The 21,182-nt window shown below is 71.1% G+C and carries 19 protein-coding genes; 9 read left to right on the top strand and 10 right to left on the bottom strand.

What is annotated here, in order from left to right:
• Positions 1 to 63: 63 nt before the first annotated feature.
• The 4 genes from O4J56_RS02000 to O4J56_RS02015 form a co-directional block, all read right to left on the bottom strand.
• Positions 64 to 1,134: a restriction endonuclease, SacI family gene (locus tag O4J56_RS02000; RefSeq protein WP_270683304.1), complete on the bottom strand. Its 1,071-nt coding sequence runs from the start codon at positions 1,132 to 1,134 to the stop codon at positions 64 to 66.
• An 8-nt stretch (positions 1,135 to 1,142) separates the two neighbouring features.
• A complete protein-coding gene (locus O4J56_RS02005) occupies positions 1,143 to 2,309 on the bottom strand; it encodes a DNA cytosine methyltransferase (RefSeq protein WP_270683305.1) in 1,167 nt (388 codons plus the stop codon).
• Between the two features lie 136 nt (positions 2,310 to 2,445).
• Complete coding sequence (locus O4J56_RS02010) at positions 2,446 to 3,402, bottom strand: hypothetical protein (RefSeq protein ID WP_270683306.1); 957 nt, start codon at positions 3,400 to 3,402, stop codon at positions 2,446 to 2,448.
• 79 nt (positions 3,403 to 3,481) lie between these two features.
• Positions 3,482 to 4,219: a phosphatase PAP2 family protein gene (locus O4J56_RS02015; protein WP_270683307.1), complete on the bottom strand. Its 738-nt coding sequence runs from the start codon at positions 4,217 to 4,219 to the stop codon at positions 3,482 to 3,484.
• Between the two features lie 689 nt (positions 4,220 to 4,908).
• Here O4J56_RS02015 and O4J56_RS02020 point away from each other — a divergent pair.
• The 6 genes from O4J56_RS02020 to O4J56_RS02045 all read left to right on the top strand — a co-directional run bounded on the left by O4J56_RS02020 (position 4,909) and on the right by O4J56_RS02045 (position 10,944).
• Positions 4,909 to 5,577, top strand: coding sequence for a GntR family transcriptional regulator (locus O4J56_RS02020; protein ID WP_270683308.1), 669 nt, complete (start codon positions 4,909 to 4,911; stop codon positions 5,575 to 5,577).
• Between the two features lie 380 nt (positions 5,578 to 5,957).
• Complete coding sequence (gene pdhA / locus O4J56_RS02025; protein WP_270683309.1) at positions 5,958 to 7,067, top strand: pyruvate dehydrogenase (acetyl-transferring) E1 component subunit alpha; 1,110 nt, start codon at positions 5,958 to 5,960, stop codon at positions 7,065 to 7,067.
• 18 nt (positions 7,068 to 7,085) lie between these two features.
• Complete coding sequence (locus tag O4J56_RS02030; RefSeq protein ID WP_270683310.1) at positions 7,086 to 8,084, top strand: alpha-ketoacid dehydrogenase subunit beta; 999 nt, start codon at positions 7,086 to 7,088, stop codon at positions 8,082 to 8,084.
• Between the two features lie 13 nt (positions 8,085 to 8,097).
• Entirely contained in the window at positions 8,098 to 9,378 is a 1,281-nt protein-coding gene (locus O4J56_RS02035) for a dihydrolipoamide acetyltransferase family protein (protein ID WP_270683311.1), read from the top strand.
• 197 nt (positions 9,379 to 9,575) lie between these two features.
• A complete protein-coding gene (locus O4J56_RS02040; RefSeq protein ID WP_270683312.1) occupies positions 9,576 to 10,193 on the top strand; it encodes a GNAT family N-acetyltransferase in 618 nt (205 codons plus the stop codon).
• 238 nt (positions 10,194 to 10,431) lie between these two features.
• Complete coding sequence (locus O4J56_RS02045; protein ID WP_270683313.1) at positions 10,432 to 10,944, top strand: NUDIX domain-containing protein; 513 nt, start codon at positions 10,432 to 10,434, stop codon at positions 10,942 to 10,944.
• Here the strand turns inward: O4J56_RS02045 and O4J56_RS02050 are convergent.
• Together O4J56_RS02050 and O4J56_RS02055 are read right to left on the bottom strand one after the other, a co-directional pair.
• Entirely contained in the window at positions 10,907 to 11,836 is a 930-nt protein-coding gene (locus tag O4J56_RS02050; protein WP_270683314.1) for a Gfo/Idh/MocA family protein, read from the bottom strand. The genes O4J56_RS02045 and O4J56_RS02050 overlap by 38 nt on opposite strands.
• Positions 11,837 to 11,898: 62 nt before the next feature.
• The gene (locus tag O4J56_RS02055) at positions 11,899 to 12,480 is read right to left on the bottom strand and encodes an NADAR family protein (RefSeq protein WP_270683315.1); all 582 of its coding nucleotides are present in this window, start codon (positions 12,478 to 12,480) and stop codon (positions 11,899 to 11,901) included.
• Positions 12,481 to 12,655: 175 nt separating this feature from the next.
• Between O4J56_RS02055 and O4J56_RS02060 the strand changes: the two genes are divergently transcribed.
• Together O4J56_RS02060 and O4J56_RS02065 are read left to right on the top strand one after the other, a co-directional pair.
• Positions 12,656 to 14,467 (top strand): prolyl oligopeptidase family serine peptidase, encoded by a 1,812-nt coding sequence (locus tag O4J56_RS02060; RefSeq protein WP_270683316.1) that lies wholly within the window; start codon positions 12,656 to 12,658, stop codon positions 14,465 to 14,467.
• Between the two features lie 2 nt (positions 14,468 to 14,469).
• The gene (locus O4J56_RS02065; RefSeq protein ID WP_270683317.1) at positions 14,470 to 15,198 is read left to right on the top strand and encodes a GntR family transcriptional regulator; all 729 of its coding nucleotides are present in this window, start codon (positions 14,470 to 14,472) and stop codon (positions 15,196 to 15,198) included.
• A gap of 63 nt (positions 15,199 to 15,261) precedes the next feature.
• Here O4J56_RS02065 and O4J56_RS02070 read toward each other — a convergent pair whose 3' ends face one another.
• From O4J56_RS02070 to O4J56_RS02085, 4 genes are all read right to left on the bottom strand, one after another.
• The gene (locus O4J56_RS02070) at positions 15,262 to 16,323 is read right to left on the bottom strand and encodes an aspartate-semialdehyde dehydrogenase (RefSeq protein ID WP_270683318.1); all 1,062 of its coding nucleotides are present in this window, start codon (positions 16,321 to 16,323) and stop codon (positions 15,262 to 15,264) included.
• Positions 16,320 to 17,591: an aspartate kinase gene (locus tag O4J56_RS02075; RefSeq protein ID WP_270683319.1), complete on the bottom strand. Its 1,272-nt coding sequence runs from the start codon at positions 17,589 to 17,591 to the stop codon at positions 16,320 to 16,322. Before O4J56_RS02075 ends, O4J56_RS02070 begins: the two co-directional genes overlap by 4 nt.
• Positions 17,592 to 17,812: 221 nt before the next feature.
• Positions 17,813 to 18,412, bottom strand: coding sequence for a recombination mediator RecR (gene recR / locus O4J56_RS02080; protein ID WP_017625833.1), 600 nt, complete (start codon positions 18,410 to 18,412; stop codon positions 17,813 to 17,815).
• Positions 18,413 to 18,558: 146 nt separating this feature from the next.
• On the bottom strand, positions 18,559 to 18,909 hold the full coding sequence (locus O4J56_RS02085; RefSeq protein WP_270683320.1) for a YbaB/EbfC family nucleoid-associated protein: 351 nt from the start codon (positions 18,907 to 18,909) through the stop codon (positions 18,559 to 18,561).
• A gap of 157 nt (positions 18,910 to 19,066) precedes the next feature.
• Here O4J56_RS02085 and O4J56_RS02090 point away from each other — a divergent pair, with 157 nt between their 5' ends.
• Positions 19,067 to 20,212 carry a methyltransferase domain-containing protein gene (locus O4J56_RS02090; RefSeq protein WP_270683321.1) on the top strand — a complete coding sequence of 382 codons (1,146 nt, stop codon included), beginning with the start codon at positions 19,067 to 19,069 and terminating at the stop codon, positions 20,210 to 20,212.
• Positions 20,213 to 21,182: the final 970 nt, after the last annotated feature.

Below are 21,182 nucleotides of genomic sequence, written 5' to 3' on the forward strand. Positions count from 1 at the left end.
AGCGCCTAGCCCAATAAATCTACACACAACCACACTTCTGATCACACCTAGATCAACTCTAAACTATTTCCCTAGCTTGAGTTCACTAATCCAAGAGTCGATCACTGGCGCTTGAACCTCAATCTCTTCCATTCGACGAAGCATGCGAACAGGGAACTGCTTAAGTACGAGCGGCAAGCAATCCGGATAGAAAAAAGTAGATCTCAGGAAAGAGCTGACACTTTCTTCGACTTCGACCAAGCAGTCATATTTAGCCTCCAATTCAGATACGTACACTGGAGGCAGACTTTCATGGAATGGCGAATCTACAACGAGGCACGCTCTTGGGATACCCGACTGTCTAGCGCTGCGAACAAATTGCTCAAGTTCACTCTTAGAAACCGCCTTGCCTCGCACCTCCACCGCGAGGAATGGCTTCTTCCCCGATACAGCCTGCACATCACCAGGCACGTCTCGCGATGGATCGTTCAATCTCCGCGAAATAACATTTTCGCAAACGATGTCTAGTGCCGCTGCGACGCAAGCTTGCAACTTCTTAGGAACTTCAGGCCCTGTTGTAACGAATTCTTGAGCTAGTCGTATTATCTGTACTTCGGATGAAGCTTCGGGAAGAATATCCAAACGTTCGCTTTTATTGTACTCTCTACATATTTTGATGACAGCAGCCAGGCTCTCGAATGCTCGCTCTTCCGAGTATTCATCTAGGTCGACATCCAAGAGGGCGCGGCGAAGGCGCTCAAAGTACGGCCGCGCCCGGCCTTGAATTCTTTCTATCTGGTCGTAATGATCGTACCTAAAAAACGGCTGATTATTAATTGGTTCGCGCCCTGTTGCCCCTATATCGAAGCCGAGTTCGACCGAGTAGGGAACGACGACGGTATGACAAAGCGTCCTCAAAGAAAAAGAGCGACTACTATACTTTTCTTTAATAGAAAGGGGGTCGACTTCTTCGTTGCAAGCACGGGCAAGTAGAGCAGTAGTCAGTGCCGCAGTATAAGTCTTCGGGGAATCTTGCTCCCTTAGATACCTAGCAAGTTCTTCCCATTCTACAGGAAGAGCAGAATTGCCCCCGGAAGCGCGATAGGCGTCTTCAAGCACGAGCTGTGCCTTTGCTTTGTCAATTCGGACTCCCAATGCCTACCTCACAAAAGAGAAATTTGCGTTCCATTTACCGATGAAGGCTGCTCCGCGCACATGTAGCCAAGTTGCTCCATAAGCGAACGAATTACAACTTTCCCTAGTTCAACTGGTACTGCATTTCCAAGCTGACGTTGAGCTTCGCGCTTCCCTCCAACAAACTCAAACTCATCTGGAAATGTCATAAGTCGCTTCATTTCCGAAATGCGGAGCCGACGAGCACGAATATCGCCTCTCGCATTGCGGACGTTGCTCCAGTGAAATGGCCCGACCCATGGCCCCGGCTGTGCCTGAAGAGTCGTCGACGGCCGCTCAGGATCAAGCTTCAGCAAGAATGTCCAGTAGCGACTCCTCCAACGGAATACGTTCTTCCCGCCGTAGCGATCAGTGTGCCAGAGGTAATTTTGGCCTGGAGGGACTTCGGCTGCAAGGTCAGCGTACGTGCCTTCTACTATTTCACTATCTTCAAGCTTCTCTTTTTTTATGCCTTTAAAAGCAGTCCGCGCAGAAACAAACGGAAGTTTAGAGGAATCTACGATTCTGTCCCGCTCCGACTCGCCGGAATGAGTCGTCTCAGGGAAATGAAATTTCTTACCGTCTCTACGCCCCACTACAAAGACACGGCGCCGCAACTGCGGAACGCCGTATTCTGCGGCGAGGAGGACTTTGTATGTAGGGTTGTACCCCGCCGCAGTCAATCCCGCCATAAGACGATCGAACTGGGCCTTATGCGTCTTGTATGTTAGCCCCTGAACATTCTCGAGGATAAACGCTTCCGGCTTACTCTCTCGCACTACACGTACATAATCATCCAGAAGCGAGGCATTGGGATCTGAGCTGTTCCTTTTTTCTTCCACCCAAAACCCTGACTTGCTAAAGGGGGTACACGGCGGCCCTCCCACTACCAGTGTCGGGTCACCAACGCTCAGCCCTCCAGCTGCCAGGATGTCGCTCGTAGACGTATCCCTAATGTCTCCACATAGCGTCTTTGTGTGAGGAAAATTTAGAGAAAGGGTCTGGAGGGCGGTCTCATCATAGTCCGTGGCAACAGCAACACGGAGCGGTGACCCTGTGTTGTCATGCACAAGCGGCGGTTCACCACAACGCTCGACGGCGCAATCCAGGCCGCCAGCTCCAGAAAAGAGGCTCACGACAGGCAGGTTAGAGTTCACAGGGTGATTCTAGCGCATCCCAACCCCGACTGTCCCACCGATCTGACATAAATTTTACAGAGCGGGGTGAAAGTCACCCCTAATTCTCTTTTCTTCTTCTATGACTCCTTCATCGTGACGCCAATATGGATTCTACTTATATGATTTCCAGGATGTAGACCGGCCACCGGTCGATGACCTCGAACCCGGCGCGGTCCGCCGCCTCCGCGACGATCTCGTCGTCGAACTCCTGCAGGTGGAACTCGCGCACCCCCTCGGCGGCGCGCAGCCCCTCGACGGCCTCGGCGAGCGCCCCGGCCAGCGCCTCCGCCTCGGGGCCGCGGTGCACCACCAGGCCCGCCGACGCCGTGCCCTTGTCGTCCACCAGCACCGTGAACTGGGCCGAGGGCACCCCGTCGCCGTCCTCGGGCATCAGGTCGAAGGTGGCCTCACCGACCAGCAGGTCCGGCCCCAGGTGGCTGTTGTCCAGCCACTCCCGCACATCCTCGCGGTCCCAGTCCTCGCCGAAGTCGTTGTCGGCCCCGAACGCCCGGTACAGCTCCACGTAGGTGTCCAGCAGGGCGTCGTCGGGCTCGGTCGGCATGGTGCGCACCCGCACCGGCGGCAGGCCGGGCGGGCGCCGCCAGTCCGCGCCCGCGCCCCAGGTGCGGCCCTCCTCGCGGTCCACCTCGGCGCCGAGCGGCTCGGCCAGGCGGGCATCGGCCTCGCGCTGGGTCGGCGACCACAGCAGCGCGTCGTGCCCCAGCTCCGCGGCGCGCGCCGCCGCCTCCCGGACCATCCGCTCGACCACCGCGAACTCGGCGTCGCCGAGGTCGCGCACCGGCTCCACGCCGCTCTTGAGCCCCTCGGCCTCCATGGCGGCCAGCGCCCACTGCAGGTGTGGGCCCTCGTCGTCCTCGTCGTCGGGGGCCAGCAGCACGGCCCACCCCTCCAGCGCGCCCGCCTCACGCGCGACGACCGCGCCGAGCACCCCGAGGTCGTCGTCCCCGTCCTCCCGGGCCTCGGGCGGCTCCACGCCGGCGGCGGCGCACAGCTCCTCCGCCAGCCGGTCGAGGATCGCCGGATCGCGTTCGAAGCTCAGTTCCACGGCCATGTGCCACTCTCCCCATTTCCCCCGGTGCGTGCGGTCCCCGCCGGAGACTACCGACGTCCGGGGGCCGGGGCGGCCCGTCTCACGCCGCGCGCGGCTCCCGCTCGTCGGACGGCGACCGGTCCGACTCGTCCCCGCTCCAGAAGCTGCCGCCGTACCAGGGCCACCACATGGTGGTCCGCCCGGCCGGGATCATCGCGTCCAGGCGCATCACGATCCGCAGCGACAGCCCGCCGGCGATCATGCCCGTCGCCAGGTCGGTGAACCAGTGGAAGTGCAGGTAGGCCGAGACGAAGGACTGCAGCAGCGCGATGCCGACGATGCAGTACCCCAGGCGGCGGATGATGTGCGGGCGCGCCGCCCGGTAGCGGATGATCAGGAACAGCACCAGGCCGTAGATGAGGATGGCGTTGGCCCCGTGGCCGGAGGGGAAGGACACGCCCCCGGCGTCGCCGAAGAACGACGGGTCGAGGGTGCGCGGGTGGTTGCGGGAGAAGAACAGCTTCATCGCCGCGACCAGGCTCATCATGCCGACCACGCCGACGGCGCCCAGGATGATCGGCCGCCACGAGCGGTGCCAGTAGGCCAGCTGCAGCGCGGTGGCCGCCAGCACGGGGATCGCGACGAAACGCGAGGCGACCGTGTCGGGCCACAGGATGAGGAACTCGCGCATCTCGTCCCAGTACGGCCGAGGTGCGTTGTTGATCAGATTGTCGATAGGGTGCAACGGGCCGGCCGAGAGCATCGTCATCGTGATGAGCAGCACGGCCATCGTGATCGCGATCTTGTCAGAGGCGATCCCCCATGCGATCTCGCTCACACTGGGCCACGTGACACGCCCGTCCTTGGCGCCGCGCGCCGCCTTGGAGGCCAGGCGCGGCACCGCGTCCAGGACGCGACGCTGTCTATGGGGTGGCGCCGGTGTCGGCCCCGCGCGTCGCGACGGCTTCGACCTTGTCCGCGATGTAGGCATCATGTGTGCTCAGTGCTGTCTCACGTTTCGTGGGCTGGCCTGCGGCACGTGTGTGCTTCGGGGGACGGGCTCGCCGCTGGGACTCGTACGGGGAACGTCTCTCGGGCGCGAGGTCAGAGCGCCCGGTTCCGGCGCGCCGCGGGGTCGGCGGTCCGGAGCCTCGGGGGCGGAGCGGGAAGGAGGCGGATCCGCTCGTGTACGGGGACGGTCGGTCACCGGGAGTGGCCCCGCATTACACGTTACCCGGTTTTGATCGAACATTTCCGACAGGAGAGCATAGCGCTCCGCTCCGTCAGGGGGCTCGGCGCCCCGGTGACTACGATCGTCCTACCTCGCACTTTGCCGCCCGGTCAGCGGAGTTCGGGGCGAAGTTCACCCGCATGCGCCCCGACCGTGAGCGTTCCGTTAGCACGGACGCGGTATCGGGCGTCCGATATTTCACGCGGAGGCGGCCCGCTCCGGGCGGCTAAGGTGCAAGCGCTCCCCAACCACCGGGACCGCCGCGGCCGCGGCGCCCCCGACCAGAAAGGCCGTTGATGCCCGCCACGCCCGACGACGCCGCACGGGTGGCCCGCAACCCCCTCCGCGAGCAGATCCGCCGCGTCCTGGTGGAGGGTCTTCTGTCGGGGAGGTGGAAGCCCGGCGAGCGCATCGTCGAGCGCCGGATCGCCGCAGAGCTCAACGTCAGCCAGGCCCCCGTGCGGGAGGCGCTGCGCGAGCTGGAGACGCTGAGGCTGATCGAGTCGGTCCCGAACAAGGGGGCGCGGGTTCGCGAGTTCGGTGTTGCGGACATGGCGGAGATCTATCCCGTCCGGGCCGGTCTCGAACGTGTCGCGGCCGAACTCGCCGCGGACCGGCTGGCCGCGGACCCCTCCCCGCTCCGCGACGAGGTGGAGCGGCTGCGCCGCGCCACCGAGGAGGGGGACGTGGAGGAGCAGATCCGGCACAGCGTGGAGTTCCACCGCCGGATCGTCCTGGCCGCCCGCAACGACGTGCTCCTGCACACCTGGGAGGCGCTGGGCGTGGAGGTGTGGACCCGGCTGTCGGTGCGCTGGCTGGACATGGAGCTGCACGCCAAGGCGGCCGACCACGCGCGCATCACCGAGGCGTTCGTGGAGCGGGATCCGGACGTGGGCCGGATGCTGAGTGAGCACGTTCACAATTACGTCGACGCCGCCATGAAGTCCCGGAGCGCGGGGAACTGACCGTCCCGGGCGGCCCGGGACGGCCGGTCCGCACCCGGGGGGTGGGCCGGATTCGCCCGGGATTTCCTCTAGAGTCGGATTGATCGATCATCGATCAATCCGTAGAGTGTCCGCGACGCACGTCACACGTCGGGGCTCGCCCCCGCCCGGCGGTTCCCTTCAGGGCGAACGCCCCCGGAGGAATGGCCGCCGGTCCGCGGGGAAACGAGCACAAGAGAGTTCTTCGCCACGAACAACTCCACAGCCACCGAGCGCCGCGCCGTTGAGCCCGGCTGCGCGCTCCCCCGCCCTGGCCCCGCCGCACAGCGGGCCACGGGCACCGGTCCCTCGCGGCCCATCGGTCCCGGGAGGGCCGATCCCGCACGTAGAAAGGCACCAGCATGGCTGACACGGCCAAGCCGAAGGGCGGCGGCACCGCCAGGAACTCGGGCGGCCGCAGGCGCAACCGGTCCGGCGCCGCGCAGAAGTTCGCCGACGAGCAGCCCAAGGTCCTGCTCGACTACTACCGGCAGATGCTGCTGGTCCGCCGGTTCGAGGAGCGCACCGCCCAGGCCTACACGCAGGCCCGCATCGGCGGCTACTGCCACCTCAACCTCGGCGAGGAGGCCACCGTCGTGGGCCTGATGACGGCCCTCAAGGACGAGGACTACCTCTTCACCAACTACCGCGACCACGGGTACGCGATCGGCAAGGGCATGAGCCCCCGCCGCGTCATGGCCGAGCTCTACGGCCGCTCCACCGGCGTTTCCAAGGGCTGGGGCGGGTCCATGCACATGTACGACACCGAGGTCCGCATGCTCGGCGGGTACGGCATCGTCGGCGGCCAGCTCCCCCTGGCCACCGGGGCCGCGCTGGCCGTGTCCTACCGCGGCGGCGACGAGGTCGTCATGTGCCAGATGGGCGACGGCACCACCAACATCGGCGCCTGGCACGAGTCCCTCAACATCGCCGCCCTGTGGAACCTGCCCATCGTCTTCGTGGTGATCAACAACTTCACCGGCATGGGCACCACCGTCGAGATGTCCTCGGCCGAGCCCGAGCTGCACAAGCGCGGCTCCGCCTTCCGCATCGAGGGCGCCAAGGTCGACGGCCGCAACGTGCTGGAGGTCCGCGACGCCGCCGCCGACCTGGTCGAGCGCGCCCGCGCCGAGCAGCGCCCCTTCCTGCTGGAGGCCACCAGCTACCGGATGAAGGGCCACTCCGTCGTCGACCCGGCCAAGTACCGCACCGAGGAGCAGGCGGCCGAGGCCAAGGACGAGGAGAACGACCCGATCGCCATCTTCTCCAAGCAGCTCACCGAGGCCGGGGTGCTCACCGACGAGCTGAAGGAGGAGATCGCCGCCTCGGTCAAGGAGGAGGTGGCCGACGCCGCCGACTTCGCCGAGAACAGCCCGCACCCCGACGTGTCGACGCTGTTCGACTACACCTACGCCACCCCCGTGGCGAACGAGTCGCGCCGCATGCCCGCCGACCCGGTCTTCGCCGAGTAGAAGTAAGGAGAGCGGGACATGTCCGTCATCACCTACCGCCAGGCCCTGCGCGACACCCTGCGCGCCGAGATGCTCCGCGACGAGAACGTCTTCGTCATGGGCGAGGAGATCGGCGTCTTCGAGGGCTCCTACAAGATCACCGAGGGGCTGCTCAAGGAGTTCGGCGAGAAGCGCGTCCGCGACACCCCCATCGCCGAGGAGGGCTTCGTCGGCGCCGCCGTCGGCGCCGCGATGCTGGGGCTGCGCCCGGTCGTCGAGCTCATGACGATCAACTTCTCCCTCATCGCCATCGACCAGATCGTCAACCACGCCGCCAAGATCTACGGCATGTTCGGCGGGCAGACCAGCGTCCCCATGGTCATCCGCACCCCCGGCGGCGGCGGCCAGCAGCTCGGCGCGACCCACTCGCAGAACATCGAGCTGTACTACTCCTTCGTGCCCGGCCTGAAGGTCGTGGCCCCCAGCAGCCCCGCCGACGCCGCCGCGCTGTTCCGCGCCGCCGTCCGCGACGACGACCCGGTGCTGTTCCTGGAGAACCTCGGGCTGTACAACACCAAGGGCGAGGTGCCCGAGGGCGACGAGAGCGTCGCCGAGATCGGCCGCGCCAAGGTCACCCGCGAGGGCACCGACATCACCCTCATCGGCTACTCGCGGATGGCCATGGTCGCCGGCCAGGTCGCCGAGCAGCTGGCCGAGCAGGGCATCAGCGTCGAGGTCGTGGACCTGCGCAGCCTGCGCCCGCTGGACCGGGAGACCGTGGTCGAGTCGGTCCGCAAGACCAGCTGCGCGGTCATCTGCGAGGACGACTGGCTCACCTACGGCATCGGCGCCGAGATCGCGGCCTCCATCCAGGAGGGGGCGTTCGACTACCTGGACGCCCCGGTGCGCCGCGTGGCCATGGCCGAGGTCCCCATGCCCTACGCCAAGCCTCTGGAGACCGCCGCCCTGCCGTCGGTCGAGTCGATCACCACCGCCGTCAAGGAGACCCTGGACGCCGTCGGCCGGCGCGTGGGTTGAGGGGAAAGCACTGATGTCCGAGATCTACATGCCGCGCCTCTCCGACACCATGGAGGAAGGCGTCATCAGCTCCTGGGCCAAGAACGTCGGCGACAAGGTCGCCTCCGGCGATGTGCTGGTGGAGATCGAGACCGACAAGGCCGTCATGGAGTACGAGGCCTACGAGGACGGCTACCTCGTCAAGCAGTTCGTGTCGGCCGGTGACACGGTGCCGATCGGCGCCGTGATCGGCTTCATCGGCGAGACCCCGGACGCCGAGGCCCCCGAGCCCGGCGGCGCCCCCGCGGCCCCCGCCGAGGAGGAGGCGGCCGCTCCGGCCGAGGAGAAGGCGGCCGAGCCCGCCGCGGCCCCGGCCGCCGAGGCCCCCTCCGCCGACGGTGAGGGCCCCGCCCGTCCGCGCACCTCGCCGCTCGCGCGCCGCCTGGCCAAGGAGTACGGCCTGGACATCGACGCGATCGAGGGCACCGGGCCCAAGGGCCGCATCGTCCGCGCCGACGTGGAGGCCGCCCGCGACCGCGCCGGCTCCGGCGCACCGGCGGCGGCCGCTCCGGCCGCTCCGGCAGCGGCGGCGGCCCCGGCCGCGCAGGCGGGCTCCGAGGACCCGCGCGCGTCGGAGGAGCTCAAGGTCAGCCAGATGCGCAAGACCATCGCGCGCCGCATGGTCGAGAGCAAGCAGCAGGCCCCGCACTTCTACCTGCGCCGCACCATCGACGCCGAGGCGCTGAAGGCCTTCCGCGCCCAGATCAACGAGCAGCTCGCCGACACCGGCACCAAGGTCAGCTTCAACGACCTGATCGTCAAGGCGGCGGCCACCACGCTCTCCGCCCACCCGGAGGTCAACCGCTCCTGGGAGGACGGCCGGCTGCTGCAGCACCACCGGGTCAACGTCGGGGTCGCGGTGGCGATCGACGAGGGCCTGGTCGTCCCGGTGCTGCACGACACCGACAAGGCGACGCTCTCCGACATCTCCACCCGCACCCGGGAGCTGGCGGGCAAGGCGCGCGACGGCAAGCTCAAGCCGCAGGACATGAGCGGCGGCACGTTCAGCGTCAGCAACCTGGGCATGTTCGGGATCGACAGCTTCTCGGCGGTGATCAACACCCCCGAGTCGGCGATCCTGGCCGTGGGCGCGATGAAGCCCACGCCGGTGGTGCGCGACGGCGAGGTCGTCGTGCGCAACACCATCGCGCTGGAGCTGTCGGTGGACCACCGGGCGGTGGACGGCGCCGTGGGCGCCGCCTTCCTGAAGGACCTCGCCGAGGTCCTGGAGAGCCCGATGCGCATCATCCTGTAGCACAGGCTCCGCCGCACGAGGCGGCAGCGGGGGCGCCCGGCCGGGGATCCGGCGGGGCGCCCCTTCGCGCTTCCGCCGCCGCGCCGCCGCGCGGGGAAAATCCTTCGACCGGCGGGACCCGACGGGGCACAGTGTCGGCGGAGGGCGGGCGGACCCGCCCGCCCCCGCCCACGACCCCGATCAGGAGCGCTCCCCGCATGACCGACCCGTCCGCACCCGCCGAAGACTCCGCCCTGGCCCGCCCCGCGACCGGGGCCGACCTCCCGGCCATCGCCGACACCCTGGCCGACGCGTTCACCGACTACCCGTGGACCCGCTGGGCGGTCCCCGCCGACGGGTACACCGAGCGCCTGCGCGCCCTGCAGCTCTACTTCGCCGAGCGCATCGGCCTGCCCTACGGCCGGGTGTGGACCACCGCGGACAACGCGGCCGCCTCGGTGTGGACCGTCCCCGGCGCCGAGGTCCCCGCGGAGCTGTTCACCTCCCCCGAGCTGGCCGCGCTCTACGGCGACCGGCTGCACGCGGTGGGCCGGGCCGACGCGGTGCTGGAGGCGCACCGGCCGAGCCGCCCGTGCTGGTTCCTCGCCACGGTCGGCGTACGCCGCGACCGCCAGGGCGAGGGGCTGGGGCGCGCCGTCGTCGAGCCGGGGCTCCGCGCCGCCGACGCCGCGGGGGCGCCGGTGTTCCTGGAGACCGCCACCGCGGACAACGTGCGCATCTACCGCCGCCTGGGCTTCGAGGTGACGGCCGAGGTCGCCCTCCCCGACGGCGCCCCGACCACCTGGTGCATGGAGCGGACGCCCGGTTCCACGTGAAACACCCCCGAAAGGGGCACCGCCCGGGCCGGGGCCCGGGCGGGCGGGGACGGGGACCGCATCCGCGCCGCGCGCTCCCCGCCCCCGCCCGATCCGTACGGGGACGCCTCCGCCCGCCCCCGGTCCTGCGCAACAGGTGGCGCGGGGGGCCGCGGATGCGCGATGGTGGTCAGCGGCGGGGTGGCCGCGTGGCCGCGCCCTCCGCCGCACACCATGCCGACCAGGAGAAAACCGGACCATGCCGACCGTCTTCCCCCCACCCGGACCGGCCGCCCCGGCCGTGGAGGCCGCCGCCATCGTCCCCGGACCGGACTGGACGCTCACCTTCGTGCTGTGCGCCGACGGGCCGCAGGCCGGGCACTGGACCCTGCCCGGCGCCCGCACCGCCCCCGGGGAGAGCGCCGAGCAGGCCGCCCGGCGCGCCGCCGAGGAGGGCGCCGGGCTGCGGCCGGGGCCGCTCGCCCCCACCGGGCTCTACGAGGTCCGGGGCGGCGACGGCGGCACCGGCCACCACCGGCTCCTGCACGTCTTCCGCGCGCTGCAGCCCTATCCGGTGCCCGAGGGCTTCGACCCGGGCGAGGCGGGCGGCGTGGGCCAGGTGCACCCGCGCGACGTGCTGCCCCACCCCGCCCACATGCGGGTGCTCAACGACGCCGGGCTCGCCGACTACGACGAGGCGCTGGTGCGCCGCCTGATGCTGGCCGACGGGGTGCTCATGCGCCGCCTGGACGGCGACCCTCCGCCTGCGTGACGATCCGCTCGCACAGCTCGTGGGTGCGCAGGGCGTCCCGCGCGTCCAGCGGGGCGCCCGCGGCCACCGCCTCCAGGAAGGCGGTGCAGATCTGCTCGATGCCGCGCTGGCGCGCCACCGGCGTCCAGTCGCCCCGCCGCTCGGTGCGCACCGCCCCGGCGTGCTCGACCGTCTCGGCCAGGCCGACGACGGTGAGCTTGCCGCCGTCCCCGGACACCTCCAGGCGCTCCTCCTTGGCGCCGGAGACGCGGTTCATGGCGCCGATCGCCGTCCAGCCGCGGCCGGCCAGGCGCAGCACCACGTGCTCCAGCGAGCCGCCGCGCACCCGGGCGTCGACCGACACCTCGGCGGCCTCCAGGGCCTCGGCGCCGCCGGGGGCGAGGAAGCGCAGCGTGTCGACGACGTGGATGAAGTCGTCGAAGACCACCCGGCGCGGGGCGTCCGGCCGGTCCTGCTGGTTCTTCTGCATCAGGACCAGGTCGCGCGGGCGCTCGCGGGCGGCGGCGTACCCGGGCGCGTAGCGGCGGTTGAAGCCCACCATCAGCCCCACCCCGGCGCGCTCGGCGCGGGCGACGATCCGCTCGGCGGCCTCCAGCTCGGGGGCGAGCGGCTTGTCCACATAGGTGGGGACGCCCGCGTCGATGAGCGCCTCCAGCAGCTCGGCGTGGGCGCCGGTCGCGGCGTGCACGAACGCCGCCTCGGGCGGGCGGCGCAGCAGGGAGTTCAGGTCGGTGAAGCAGTCCCGGTCGGGGACTCGGTAGGCGGCCGCGGTCTCGGCCAGCCGGTCCGGCGACCGGGTCATGAGCACCGGGTCCACTCCGGGGCGGACGGCCAGGGTCGGCAGGTACGCCTTTCGGGCGATGTCGCCGAGTCCGATGATGGCAACTCTCATTCGCAGCAGGCTACCCCCCGCCCCGGAGGGCGGCGTAGGGACGACGCCGCGGCGCGGGTCCGTCAGCCCTCGCGGACCAGCAGGTCCCGGGCCCTCATGAGGGCGAAGCCGAGGAGGTTCTCCCCCTTCCACCGACCGGGGTCGGCGGCGCGCTCGTCGCTCTCGGATAGGCCGATCCCCCAGATGCGGTCGCGCGGGCTGGCCTCGACGAGGACGCGCCCGCCGGTCGCCAGGAGGAAGGCGCCCAGCTCGGGGTTCTGCCGGAACTTCTCGACCGATCCGCGCACGACGAGGTCGAAGCGGTGGGCCCGCCACACCTCCTCGTCGAAGCCGGCCACCCCGCGCCCGATGCTCTTCGCCTCCCCCGGGGTGCGCGCCTCCAGGACGCGCGCGGCGGCCCTCTCGTCGCCGAACAGGCGCGCCTTGCCCGCCATCATCCAGTGCTCGGCCGTCGCGTAGTGCTCGCCGTCCAGGTCGAACCCGGCGGGCCACCACTGGCTCAGGCAGCCCTTGCCGACCGAGCCGTCGCGCCCGGGGGCGTGCCCCCAGAAGAAGAGGAACCTCAGCCGCTCGCCGCGGGCGGACGCCTCCGCCAGCGACTCCCGCGTGAGCGTGTCCCCCGTGCCGTTCCAAAGCTCCGCCATCGCTCCCGCCTCACCCCGCTCATCGGCGACCCGCCCCATCGTGGACCGGGCGCTCCCCTCCCGCCACTCCTTTTCCCGCCGGCGCCGCGCCGACGTGACGATTCGTCCTAGAGTGGCCAAGTCGACTCGCGGATTCGCCCCCAATCGGCGCATGTCCACTGCTTTACTAGGGATCATGGGCGAGCGTTGGCAGGACCGGTTCCGAGCCGGCAGGATCAGTCTTCCCTCCTGGGCCCGTGAGGCCCCTGACCGTTCCCTCTACCGCAGCAACTCCAGCGGCACGTGGGAGCTGTACACCTGGGACCGCGCCACCGGAGAGCACCGCCAGGCCACCGCGCGCGCCCAGGGCACCGAGCTCGGCGCCCTCGACCCCTCCGGGGCCTGGGTGTGGTGGTTCGACGACACCGACGGGGACGAGTTCGGCGTCTGGCGCCGCCGCCCCTTCACCGGCGGATCCGACACCGAGGCCGCGCCCGGCCTCCCCCCGTCCTACTCGGCCGGCCTGGCGCTGGGCGCCGACGGCGGCGCGCTCATCGGCCGCTCCACCGACGAGGGCTTCAGCGTCCACCTGTGCCGCCCCGGGCTGCCCCCCGCCGAGCTCTACGCCCACCGCCAGGAGGGCTACCTCGCCTCCTGGTCCGACGACGGCGCCCTGTTCGCCATCGCGCACAGCGAGCACGGCGACTCCCGGCACACCGCCGTGCGCGTGTACCGCCTGCACGGCGCGGAGGCGGGCGGGGAGCCGCGGGCCGAGGCCGTCGGCGACCTGTGGGACGGCCCCGGGCGCGCCCTGTACCCCGGCCACTTCTCCCCCGGCGGCCGCACCCTGCTGGTCCTGCACGAGCGGCGCGGCCGGGTCGAGCCCCTGCTGTGGGACCCCGCCACCGGCGAGGAGCAGGAGGTCCGCCTCGACGACCTGCCCGGCGAGCTCTCCGCCGACTGGACCCCCGACGGCAAGCAGCTGCTCATCGTCCAGGAGCACCGCGCCCGCTCCCGCCTGCACCTGCACGCGCCCGACGGCGGGCGCACCGAGCCGGTGGACACGCCCCCCGGCCTGGTCAGCGCCGCCGCGGCGCGGCCCGACGGCACCGTGGAGTACTCCTGGTCCAGCTCCCGGCTCCCCCCGGTGATCCGCAACACCCGCGGCGAGACGGTGCTCACCCCGCCCGGGTCCGCCGCGCCGCCGTCGGTGCCGGTGCGCGACGTCGACGTGGAGGGGCCCGGCGGCGCCGTGCACGCCCTGGTGTCCGAGCCCGAGGCCGGCACCGCCCCCTACCCCACCGTCTTCCTGGTGCACGGCGGCCCCGAGGCCCAGGACACCGACGCCTTCTTCTCCGACGTCGCCGCCTGGGTCGACCACGGGTTCGCCGTCGTGCGGGTCAACTACCGCGGCTCCACCGGGTACGGCAGCGCCTGGCGCAACGCCATCGAGCGCCGCGTCGGCCTCACCGAGCTGGAGGACATCAGCGCCGTGCGCGACTGGGCGGTGGACTCCGGGCTCGCCGACCCGTCCCGGCTGGTGCTGGAGGGCGCCTCCTGGGGCGGCTACCTGACCCTGCTCGGGCTGGGCGCGCGCCCCGACGACTGGTCGCTGGGCATCGCCGCGGTGCCGATCGCCGACTACACGGCCGCCTACGCCGACGAGATGGAGGCGCTGCGCGCCTTCGACCGGTCCATGTTCGGCGGCTCGCCCGACGAGGTCCCCGAGCTCTACCGGGCCTCCTCGCCGCTGACCTACGCCGCCGACGTGAAGGCCCCGGTGCTCATCCTCGCCGGGGAGAACGACCCGCGCTGCCCCATCCGGCAGATCGAGAACTACGTGGACCGCCTGCGCGAGCTGGGCAAGCCGCACGAGGTGTACCGGTTCGACGCCGGGCACGGCTCCTTCGTGGTGGAGGAGCGCATCCGGCACATGGCCGCCGAGCTCGACTTCGCGCTGAGAAACCTGGCCGGGGTTCCGGGAGGGCCCACACCAGGGACCGCGTAGCCGTGGAGCCCCAACCGCGCTACGTGTGGATGGCCGAGCTGCTGCGGCGGCCGATCCTGTCCGGGGAGCTGGCCCCCGGCGACCGGCTGCCCTCGCGCTCCCGCCTCGCCCGCGCCTACGACGTGAGCGAGCAGGTGTCCCGGCACGCCTTGCGCCTGCTGGTCAACGAGGGGCTGGTGGAGGCGCGGCCCGGGGCGGGCTACTTCGTGCGGAGCCCGCCGGACGTGCACCGCTTCCCGCGCACCGACCGCTTCTCCGGGGCCGGGGTGGGGCCGCTGCACACCGCCGAGTACGACGTCGCCACCGAGAAGGCGGCCGGGGGCCTGGCCCGGCGCCTGGTGCTGCAGGAGGGCGCCCCCGTCTTCCGCACCCGCACCATCGGCACGGCCGAGGGAGAGCCGGTGGCGGTGCACACCGCCTGGGAGCCCACCTCGCTCACCAAGGGCACGCTGCGCAGCCCGGTCGACGCGCCGGAGGCGGGGGTGCTCGACCGGCTGGCCGGGGTCGGGGTCGCGGTGGACCGGGTGGTCGAGGAGGTGGGGGTGCGCCCGCTGCGCGCACCCGAGGCGGTGTCGCTGCGGCTGCCGCCGGGGCGGCCGATGCTCGTGGTCGAGCGCACCCACTACAGCCAGGGGCGGCCGGTGGAGACCTCCGACCTGGTCGGATCGGTCGACCAGTGCCGCCTGGTGTACCGTCTGGGCCTCACCCGGCCGCGCTGGCGCCGCCCCTGAAACGGCGTGCGCCCGGCCCGCGCGAGGCGCGGACCGGGCGCACGGTGCCCCGGAGAGCGAGGGTCAGCCCCGGGTGAACTCCTCGGCGACGACCTCCGCGATCTGCGCCGTGTTCAGCGCGGCGCCCTTGCGCAGGTTGTCCCCGCACAGGAACAGGTCCAGCGAGCGCGGGTCGTCGATGGAGCGGCGGATGCGCCCCACCCACGTCGGGTCGGTGCCCACCACGTCGGCCGGGGTCGGGAACTCGCCGGCGGCCGGGTCGTCCTGCACCACCACGCCGGGGGCCGACGCCAAGAGCTCGCGTGCCTTGGCGGCGTCCACCTCCTGGTCGAAGGTGGCGTGCACGGACAGGGCGTGCGTGGTGACCACGGGGACGCGCACGCAGGTCGCCGCGACCCGCAGGCCGGGGTGGTCCAGGATCTTGCGGGACTCGTTGCGGACCTTCAGCTCCTCGGAGGAGTAGCCGTCCTCCTTGAGCGACCCGGCCCAGGGCACCACGTTCATCGCCAGCGGGGCCGGGAAGGGGCCCAGCTCCCCGACGGCCGAGCGCACGTCGCCCGCCCGCTCGCCCAGGGTGCGGTCGGCGGCCACCGCCGCGACCTGGTCGCGCAGCGTGTCGATGCCCTCCTGCCCGGCGCCGGAGGCGGCCTGGTAGGAGGCGACCACCAGGTCGGTGGCGCGGTAGGCGCGGTGCAGCGCGCCGATGGCCACGATCATCGACAGGGTGGTGCAGTTCGGGTTGGAGATGATGCCGCGCGGGCGGTCGGCCACCTTTTCGGCGTTGACCTCGGGCACCACCAGCGGCACGTCCGGGTCCATCCGGAAGGCGCCGGAGTTGTCCACGGCCACCGCGCCGCGCTCGGCGGCGATCGGCGCCCACTCCTTGGAGACCTCGTCGGGCACGTCGAACATGGCGACGTCCACCCCGTCGAAGACCTCCGGGGCGAGGGCCTGCACCTCGACCTCCTCGCCGCGCACGGTCAGGCGCTTGCCCGCCGAGCGGGGGGAGGCGACCAGGCGGATCTCGCCCCAGACGTTCTCCCGGGTGGAGAGGATGTCGAGCATGACGGTGCCCACGGCGCCGGTGGCGCCGACGACGGCGAGGGTGGGGAGACGGTTGCTCATCGGCCGGTACCTCCATAGACGACGGCCTCGACCTGGTCGGCGTCGAGCTGGAACTCGGTGTGCGCGGCCGCCACGGCCGAATCGACCTGGTCCTCGGCCACGATGACGGAGATGCGGATCTCCGAGGTGGAGATCATCTCGATGTTGGTGCCCGACCCGGCGATCGCGTCGAAGAAGCGCGAGGTGACGCCGGGGTAGGAGCGCATGCCGGCGCCGATCAGCGACACCTTGCCGATCTTGTCGTCGTAGCGCAGCGCCTCGAAGCCCACCTTGTCCTGGATCTTCTTCAGCACCGCCATGGCGTTCTGGCCCGAGGACTCGGGGACGGTGAAGGAGATGTCGGTGCGCGAGGTGGAGGCCGCCGACACGTTCTGCACGATCATGTCGATGTTGATCTCGGCCTCGGCCAGCACGTTGAAGATGGCGGCGGCCTCGCCGACGCGGTCGGGCACCCCCACCACGGTGATCTTGGCCTCGCTGCGGTCGTGCGCGACGCCGGAGATGATCGGTTGTTCCATGCCTTCGCTTTCCTCGACTTCGGAGACGACCCAGGTTCCGGGCTTCTGGCTGAACGACGAGCGCACGTGCAGCGGGATGTTGTACCGCCGGGCGTACTCCACGCACCGCAGGTGCAGGATCTTGGTGCCGCTGGCGGCCATCTCCAGCATCTCCTCGTAGGAGATCTTGGGGATGCGCTGCGCCGAGGGCACGATGCGCGGGTCGGCGGTGAACACGCCGTCCACATCGCTGTAGATCTCGCAGGCGTCCGCGTCCAGGGCGGCGGCCAGCGCCACCGCGGTGGTGTCGGAGCCGCCGCGGCCCAGCGTGGTGATGTCCTTGCTGTCCTGCGACACGCCCTGGAAGCCGGCCACGATGCAGATCGAGCCCTCGTCCAGGGCCTCGCGGATGCGGCCGGGGGTGACGTCGATGATCTTGGCGTTGCCGTGCAGGGACGTGGTGATGACGCCGGCCTGCGACCCGGTGAACGAACGGGCCTCGTAGCCGAGGTTCCCGATGGCCATGGCGACCAGCGCCATCGACATGCGCTCGCCGGCGGTCAGCAGCATGTCCATCTCGCGCCCGGGGGGCAGCGGGGAGACCTGCTCGGCCAGGTCGAGGAGCTCGTCGGTGGTGTCGCCCATGGCCGAGACCACGACGACGACGTCGTATCCCGCCTTTTTCTGAGCGACGATCCGCTGGGCTACCCGCTTGATGGCCTCCGCGTCGGCGACGGAGGAGCCACCGTACTTCTGCACGATCAATGCCACGGTCGGCGCTCCTGAGGATTGGGATTCACGGTGATCTGATAGAGGAGTGTAGCGAGCGGTTTTCAGACAGATGCCCTCCCACCTGGGCAGAAAGGCACCGAGAGCTGGGCTTACCCGGAATGGGGGACGTTACTCGCGCCAAGTGGGCGGCGAGCCCCGACCACACCGTCGGAGCCCCGCGGGACCGGGCCTTTTGCGGGGGGCCGGCGCCCGGATGTGATCTAGAACTCCAGGCTTCTGCGGCCCTCGAAGGCCCGGCCGAGCGTCACCTCGTCGGCGTACTCCAGGTCGCCGCCGACGGGAAGGCCGCTGGCCAGGCGGGTGACTTTCAGGCCCATGGGTTTGACGAGGCGGGCGAGGTAGGTCGCCGTCGCCTCGCCTTCCAGGTTGGGGTCGGTGGCCAGGATCAGCTCGGTGACCCGGCCGTCCGACAGCCGCGCCATCAGCTCCTTGACCCGCAGGTCGTCGGGGCCCACACCCTCGATGGGGCTGATCGCGCCGCCCAGCACGTGGTAGCGGCCGCGGAACTCGCGGGTGCGCTCGATGGCCACGACGTCCTTGGACTCCTCGACCACGCAGATGACCGCCTCGTCGCGGCGCGGGTCGCGGCAGATGCGGCAGCGCTCCTCCTCGGAGACGTTGCCGCACTCCTCGCAGAAGCGCACCCGGTCCTTGACCTCGACCAGGGCGTCGACCAGGCGCCTGACGTCGGCCTGCTCGGCGGCGAGCAGGTGGAAGGCGATGCGCTGCGCGCTTTTCGGACCGACGCCGGGCAACCGCCCGAGCTCGTCGATCAGGTTCTGGACCGCGCCTTCGTACATCGCCTACCCAAGGTGTCGCAGCTTTCGCCCTCCACCGTAGCCGAGGACGCGCACGGATCGGTCCCGGGCGCCCCGGAACGCGCGGTGCGCCCCCGCCTCCGGCCGGGGGCGCCCGCCCTGCCCCACCGCCTGGGCCGGGCCGGGGCCTACATGCCCGGAAGGCCCGGCATGCCGCCGCCCCCGCCGGGCATGCCGCCCAGGGCGTCGTTCAGTGGGCCCATCTTCTCCTGCTGCAGCCGCTCGACCGCCGACTCCGCGTCGCGCACCGCCGCCAGCACCAGGTCGGCGATGGTCTGCGCGCTCTCGGCGGGCTCCTCGGGGTCCACCGCCTTCGGGTCGATCCTCACGTCCTCGACGGTGCCGCGCCCGTTGACGACCACCGTCACCAGCCCGCCGCCGGAGGTGCCCTCGACGCGGGCCTCGTCCAGCTCCTGCTGGGCCTCCATGAGCTGCTGCTGCATCTGCTGGGCCTGCTGGAGCAGCGCCTGCATGTCCATTCCGCCGCCAGGGTTCACTGGGCCACTTCCCCTCGGATCGCTTGCCGACTCTGCCGAGACTAGCCGCCACGGGTTTACCGGCGCGCCCGTGCCGGGGACCATGACACCGGCGGCCGCCGGCCGCCCCTGCGCCACGCACCACCGGGGGCGACACGCGATGCTCAGCGCCGCACGGCGCCAACGAGCGCTCATCGACTCCCTGTACGCCTCGGGAGCGCTCTGCGACCGCCGGCTGGCCGCGGCCTTCCGCGCGGTCCCCCGGCACTTCTTCGTCCCCCTGCACGGGGCGGTCACCACCTCCGGGAGCCCGCTGGACGCCGACCGGGCGCCCGAGCGGTGGCTGGACGCCGCCTACGCCGACGAGCCGATCGTGGTGCAGATCGACGACGGGGACCCGGAGCGGGCGGAGGGGGTGCCCACCTCCTCCTGCTCGGCGCCGGGCGTCGTGGCCCGGATGCTGGAGGCCGCCCGCCTGCGGGACGGGCACCGGGTGCTGGAGGTGGGGACCGGGACCGGGTGGAACGCGGCCCTGCTGGCGGCGCGGCTCGGCGACGACCGGGTGGTGAGCGTGGAGATCGACCCCGGGGTGCTGGAGGGGGCGCGGGCGGCGCTGGTGCGTGCGGGCCGGACCCCGCGGACCGTGCGGGGCGACGGGGAGTTCGGGTACCCGGAGGGCGCCCCGTACGACCGGGTGATCGCGACCTGCGCGGCGACGCGGGTGCCGCGGGCGTGGATCCGCCAGACCGTGGAGGGCGGGCTGGTGGTGCTGCCGTGGACGGCGATGGAGGGGGCGGGGGTGCTGGCCCGGCTGACGGTGCACGGGGACGGGGCGGCGAGCGGCCCGTTCCTGGGCGGCCTGGGGTTCATGCCGCTGCGGTCCCAGCGGCCGGGGCCTCCGGCGCCGCCGCCTCCGGAGGCCGAGCCGGATGAGACGCGGCTGCTGCACGGCCCCGACCCGATCGAGCCGCTGACCCGGTTCCCGACGGCGTTCGCGGTCACGGTGGCGGTCCGGCGGTGGCGGATGGGGCTGCGCCCGGCGCCGGGGGGCACGGGGCGGCAGCTGTGGCTGGCCTCTCGGGACGGGGGGTCGTGGGCGCGGGTGCTCCCGGCCGGACCGGCGTGGCGGGCCGAGCAGGCGGGCCCGCGGTCGCTGTGGGACGAGGTGGAGGACGCCCAGGAGGAGTGGCGCGCCCTGGGCGGGCCCTCACCGGAGCGGTACGGCCTGACGGTGGCCCCCGACGGCCGCCACCGCGTATGGCTCGACACCCCGGACGGCCCCGGCTGGGATCAAGAGGAGGAGTGAGGGGAGCAGGGGCCGGAGGCGACGCCACCGGCATCAGCGCCAGACACCGAAGGGTGACGAGGAAAGGTCAGCGGCCCACGGCGCAGCGTCGTCGGCCGTGGGGCGTGCGCATGGTCGCCGTGATGGGCGGCGACGGCGACAGCCGGCCGGTTCCCCGGCCCCACCTGCCGGGCGCGGGGCTCCTCGCGGTCCAGGCGGGCGGCTGAGCAGGTACCCCGCTCCAGGACTCCAGCCGGGCGGCGGACCGACAGGGCGCACCGTTGAGGGCAGCGACGAGGAAAGGTCACCGGCGCACACCGCAGCGCTGTCGGCCGTGGAGCGTGTGCGTGGCCGCCGTGGAGGGCGGCGACGGCGAAAGCGGGGCGGTTTCCCGGCCCTGCTTGCCGTCCGTCGGGCCGCGGACGGTCCGGGAGGGCGGCTGAGCAGGTACCCCGCTCCAGGACTCCAGCCGGGCGGCGGACCGACAGGGCGCACCGTTGAGGGCAGCGACGAGGAGAGGTCACCGGCGCACACCGCAGCGCTGTCGGGCGCAGCGCGTGCGGGCGGTCACCGGAGAGGGCAGCGACGGCAGAAGCGGGGCGGTTCCCGGCCCTACCTGCCGTCCGGCAGGCCGCGGGCGGTCCGGGCGGGCGGCTGAGCAGGTACCCCACGTGATCGCCCCAGCCGGGCGGCGGGCCGACAGGGCGCACCGTTGAGGGCGGCGACGAGGAGAGGTCGGCGGCCCACACCGCAGCGCTGTCGGCTGTGGGGCGTGTGCATGGTCGCCGTGGAGGGCAGCGACGGCAGAAGCGGGGCGGTTTCCCGGCCCTGCTTGCCGTCCGGTGGGCCCCTCGCGGTTCGGGTGGGCGGCGCGGTGGGCAGGGTGCGCGGTCGCCCGCGCTCGTGGCGGCCGTCGGCCTGCTGCGCCCTTCCTGCCGATGATCTCGACAGAGGTGCTGTCATTCCGGCCGTTTTGACACCACTTCTGTCG

The organism is Nocardiopsis endophytica, assembly GCF_027706725.1.
Lineage (GTDB): Bacteria > Actinomycetota > Actinomycetes > Streptosporangiales > Streptosporangiaceae > Nocardiopsis_A > Nocardiopsis_A endophytica.

Excerpts from the sequence above, each read along its gene's own strand:
- O4J56_RS02010 (WP_270683306.1), bottom strand. The coding sequence starts at position 3,402 with ATGGCCGTGGAACTGAGCTTCGAACGCGATCCGGCGATCCTCGACCGG.
- O4J56_RS02020 (WP_270683308.1), top strand. The coding sequence starts at position 4,909 with ATGCCCGCCACGCCCGACGACGCCGCACGGGTGGCCCGCAACCCCCTC.
- pdhA (WP_270683309.1), top strand. The coding sequence starts at position 5,958 with ATGGCTGACACGGCCAAGCCGAAGGGCGGCGGCACCGCCAGGAACTCG.
- O4J56_RS02030 (WP_270683310.1), top strand. The coding sequence starts at position 7,086 with ATGTCCGTCATCACCTACCGCCAGGCCCTGCGCGACACCCTGCGCGCC.
- O4J56_RS02035 (WP_270683311.1), top strand. The coding sequence starts at position 8,098 with ATGTCCGAGATCTACATGCCGCGCCTCTCCGACACCATGGAGGAAGGC.
- O4J56_RS02040 (WP_270683312.1), top strand. The coding sequence starts at position 9,576 with ATGACCGACCCGTCCGCACCCGCCGAAGACTCCGCCCTGGCCCGCCCC.
- O4J56_RS02045 (WP_270683313.1), top strand. The coding sequence starts at position 10,432 with ATGCCGACCGTCTTCCCCCCACCCGGACCGGCCGCCCCGGCCGTGGAG.
- O4J56_RS02050 (WP_270683314.1), bottom strand. The coding sequence starts at position 11,836 with ATGAGAGTTGCCATCATCGGACTCGGCGACATCGCCCGAAAGGCGTAC.
- O4J56_RS02055 (WP_270683315.1), bottom strand. The coding sequence starts at position 12,480 with ATGGCGGAGCTTTGGAACGGCACGGGGGACACGCTCACGCGGGAGTCG.
- O4J56_RS02060 (WP_270683316.1), top strand. The coding sequence starts at position 12,656 with ATGGGCGAGCGTTGGCAGGACCGGTTCCGAGCCGGCAGGATCAGTCTT.
- O4J56_RS02070 (WP_270683318.1), bottom strand. The coding sequence starts at position 16,323 with ATGAGCAACCGTCTCCCCACCCTCGCCGTCGTCGGCGCCACCGGCGCC.
- recR (WP_017625833.1), bottom strand. The coding sequence starts at position 18,412 with ATGTACGAAGGCGCGGTCCAGAACCTGATCGACGAGCTCGGGCGGTTG.
- O4J56_RS02085 (WP_270683320.1), bottom strand. The coding sequence starts at position 18,909 with ATGGACATGCAGGCGCTGCTCCAGCAGGCCCAGCAGATGCAGCAGCAG.
- O4J56_RS02090 (WP_270683321.1), top strand. The coding sequence starts at position 19,067 with ATGCTCAGCGCCGCACGGCGCCAACGAGCGCTCATCGACTCCCTGTAC.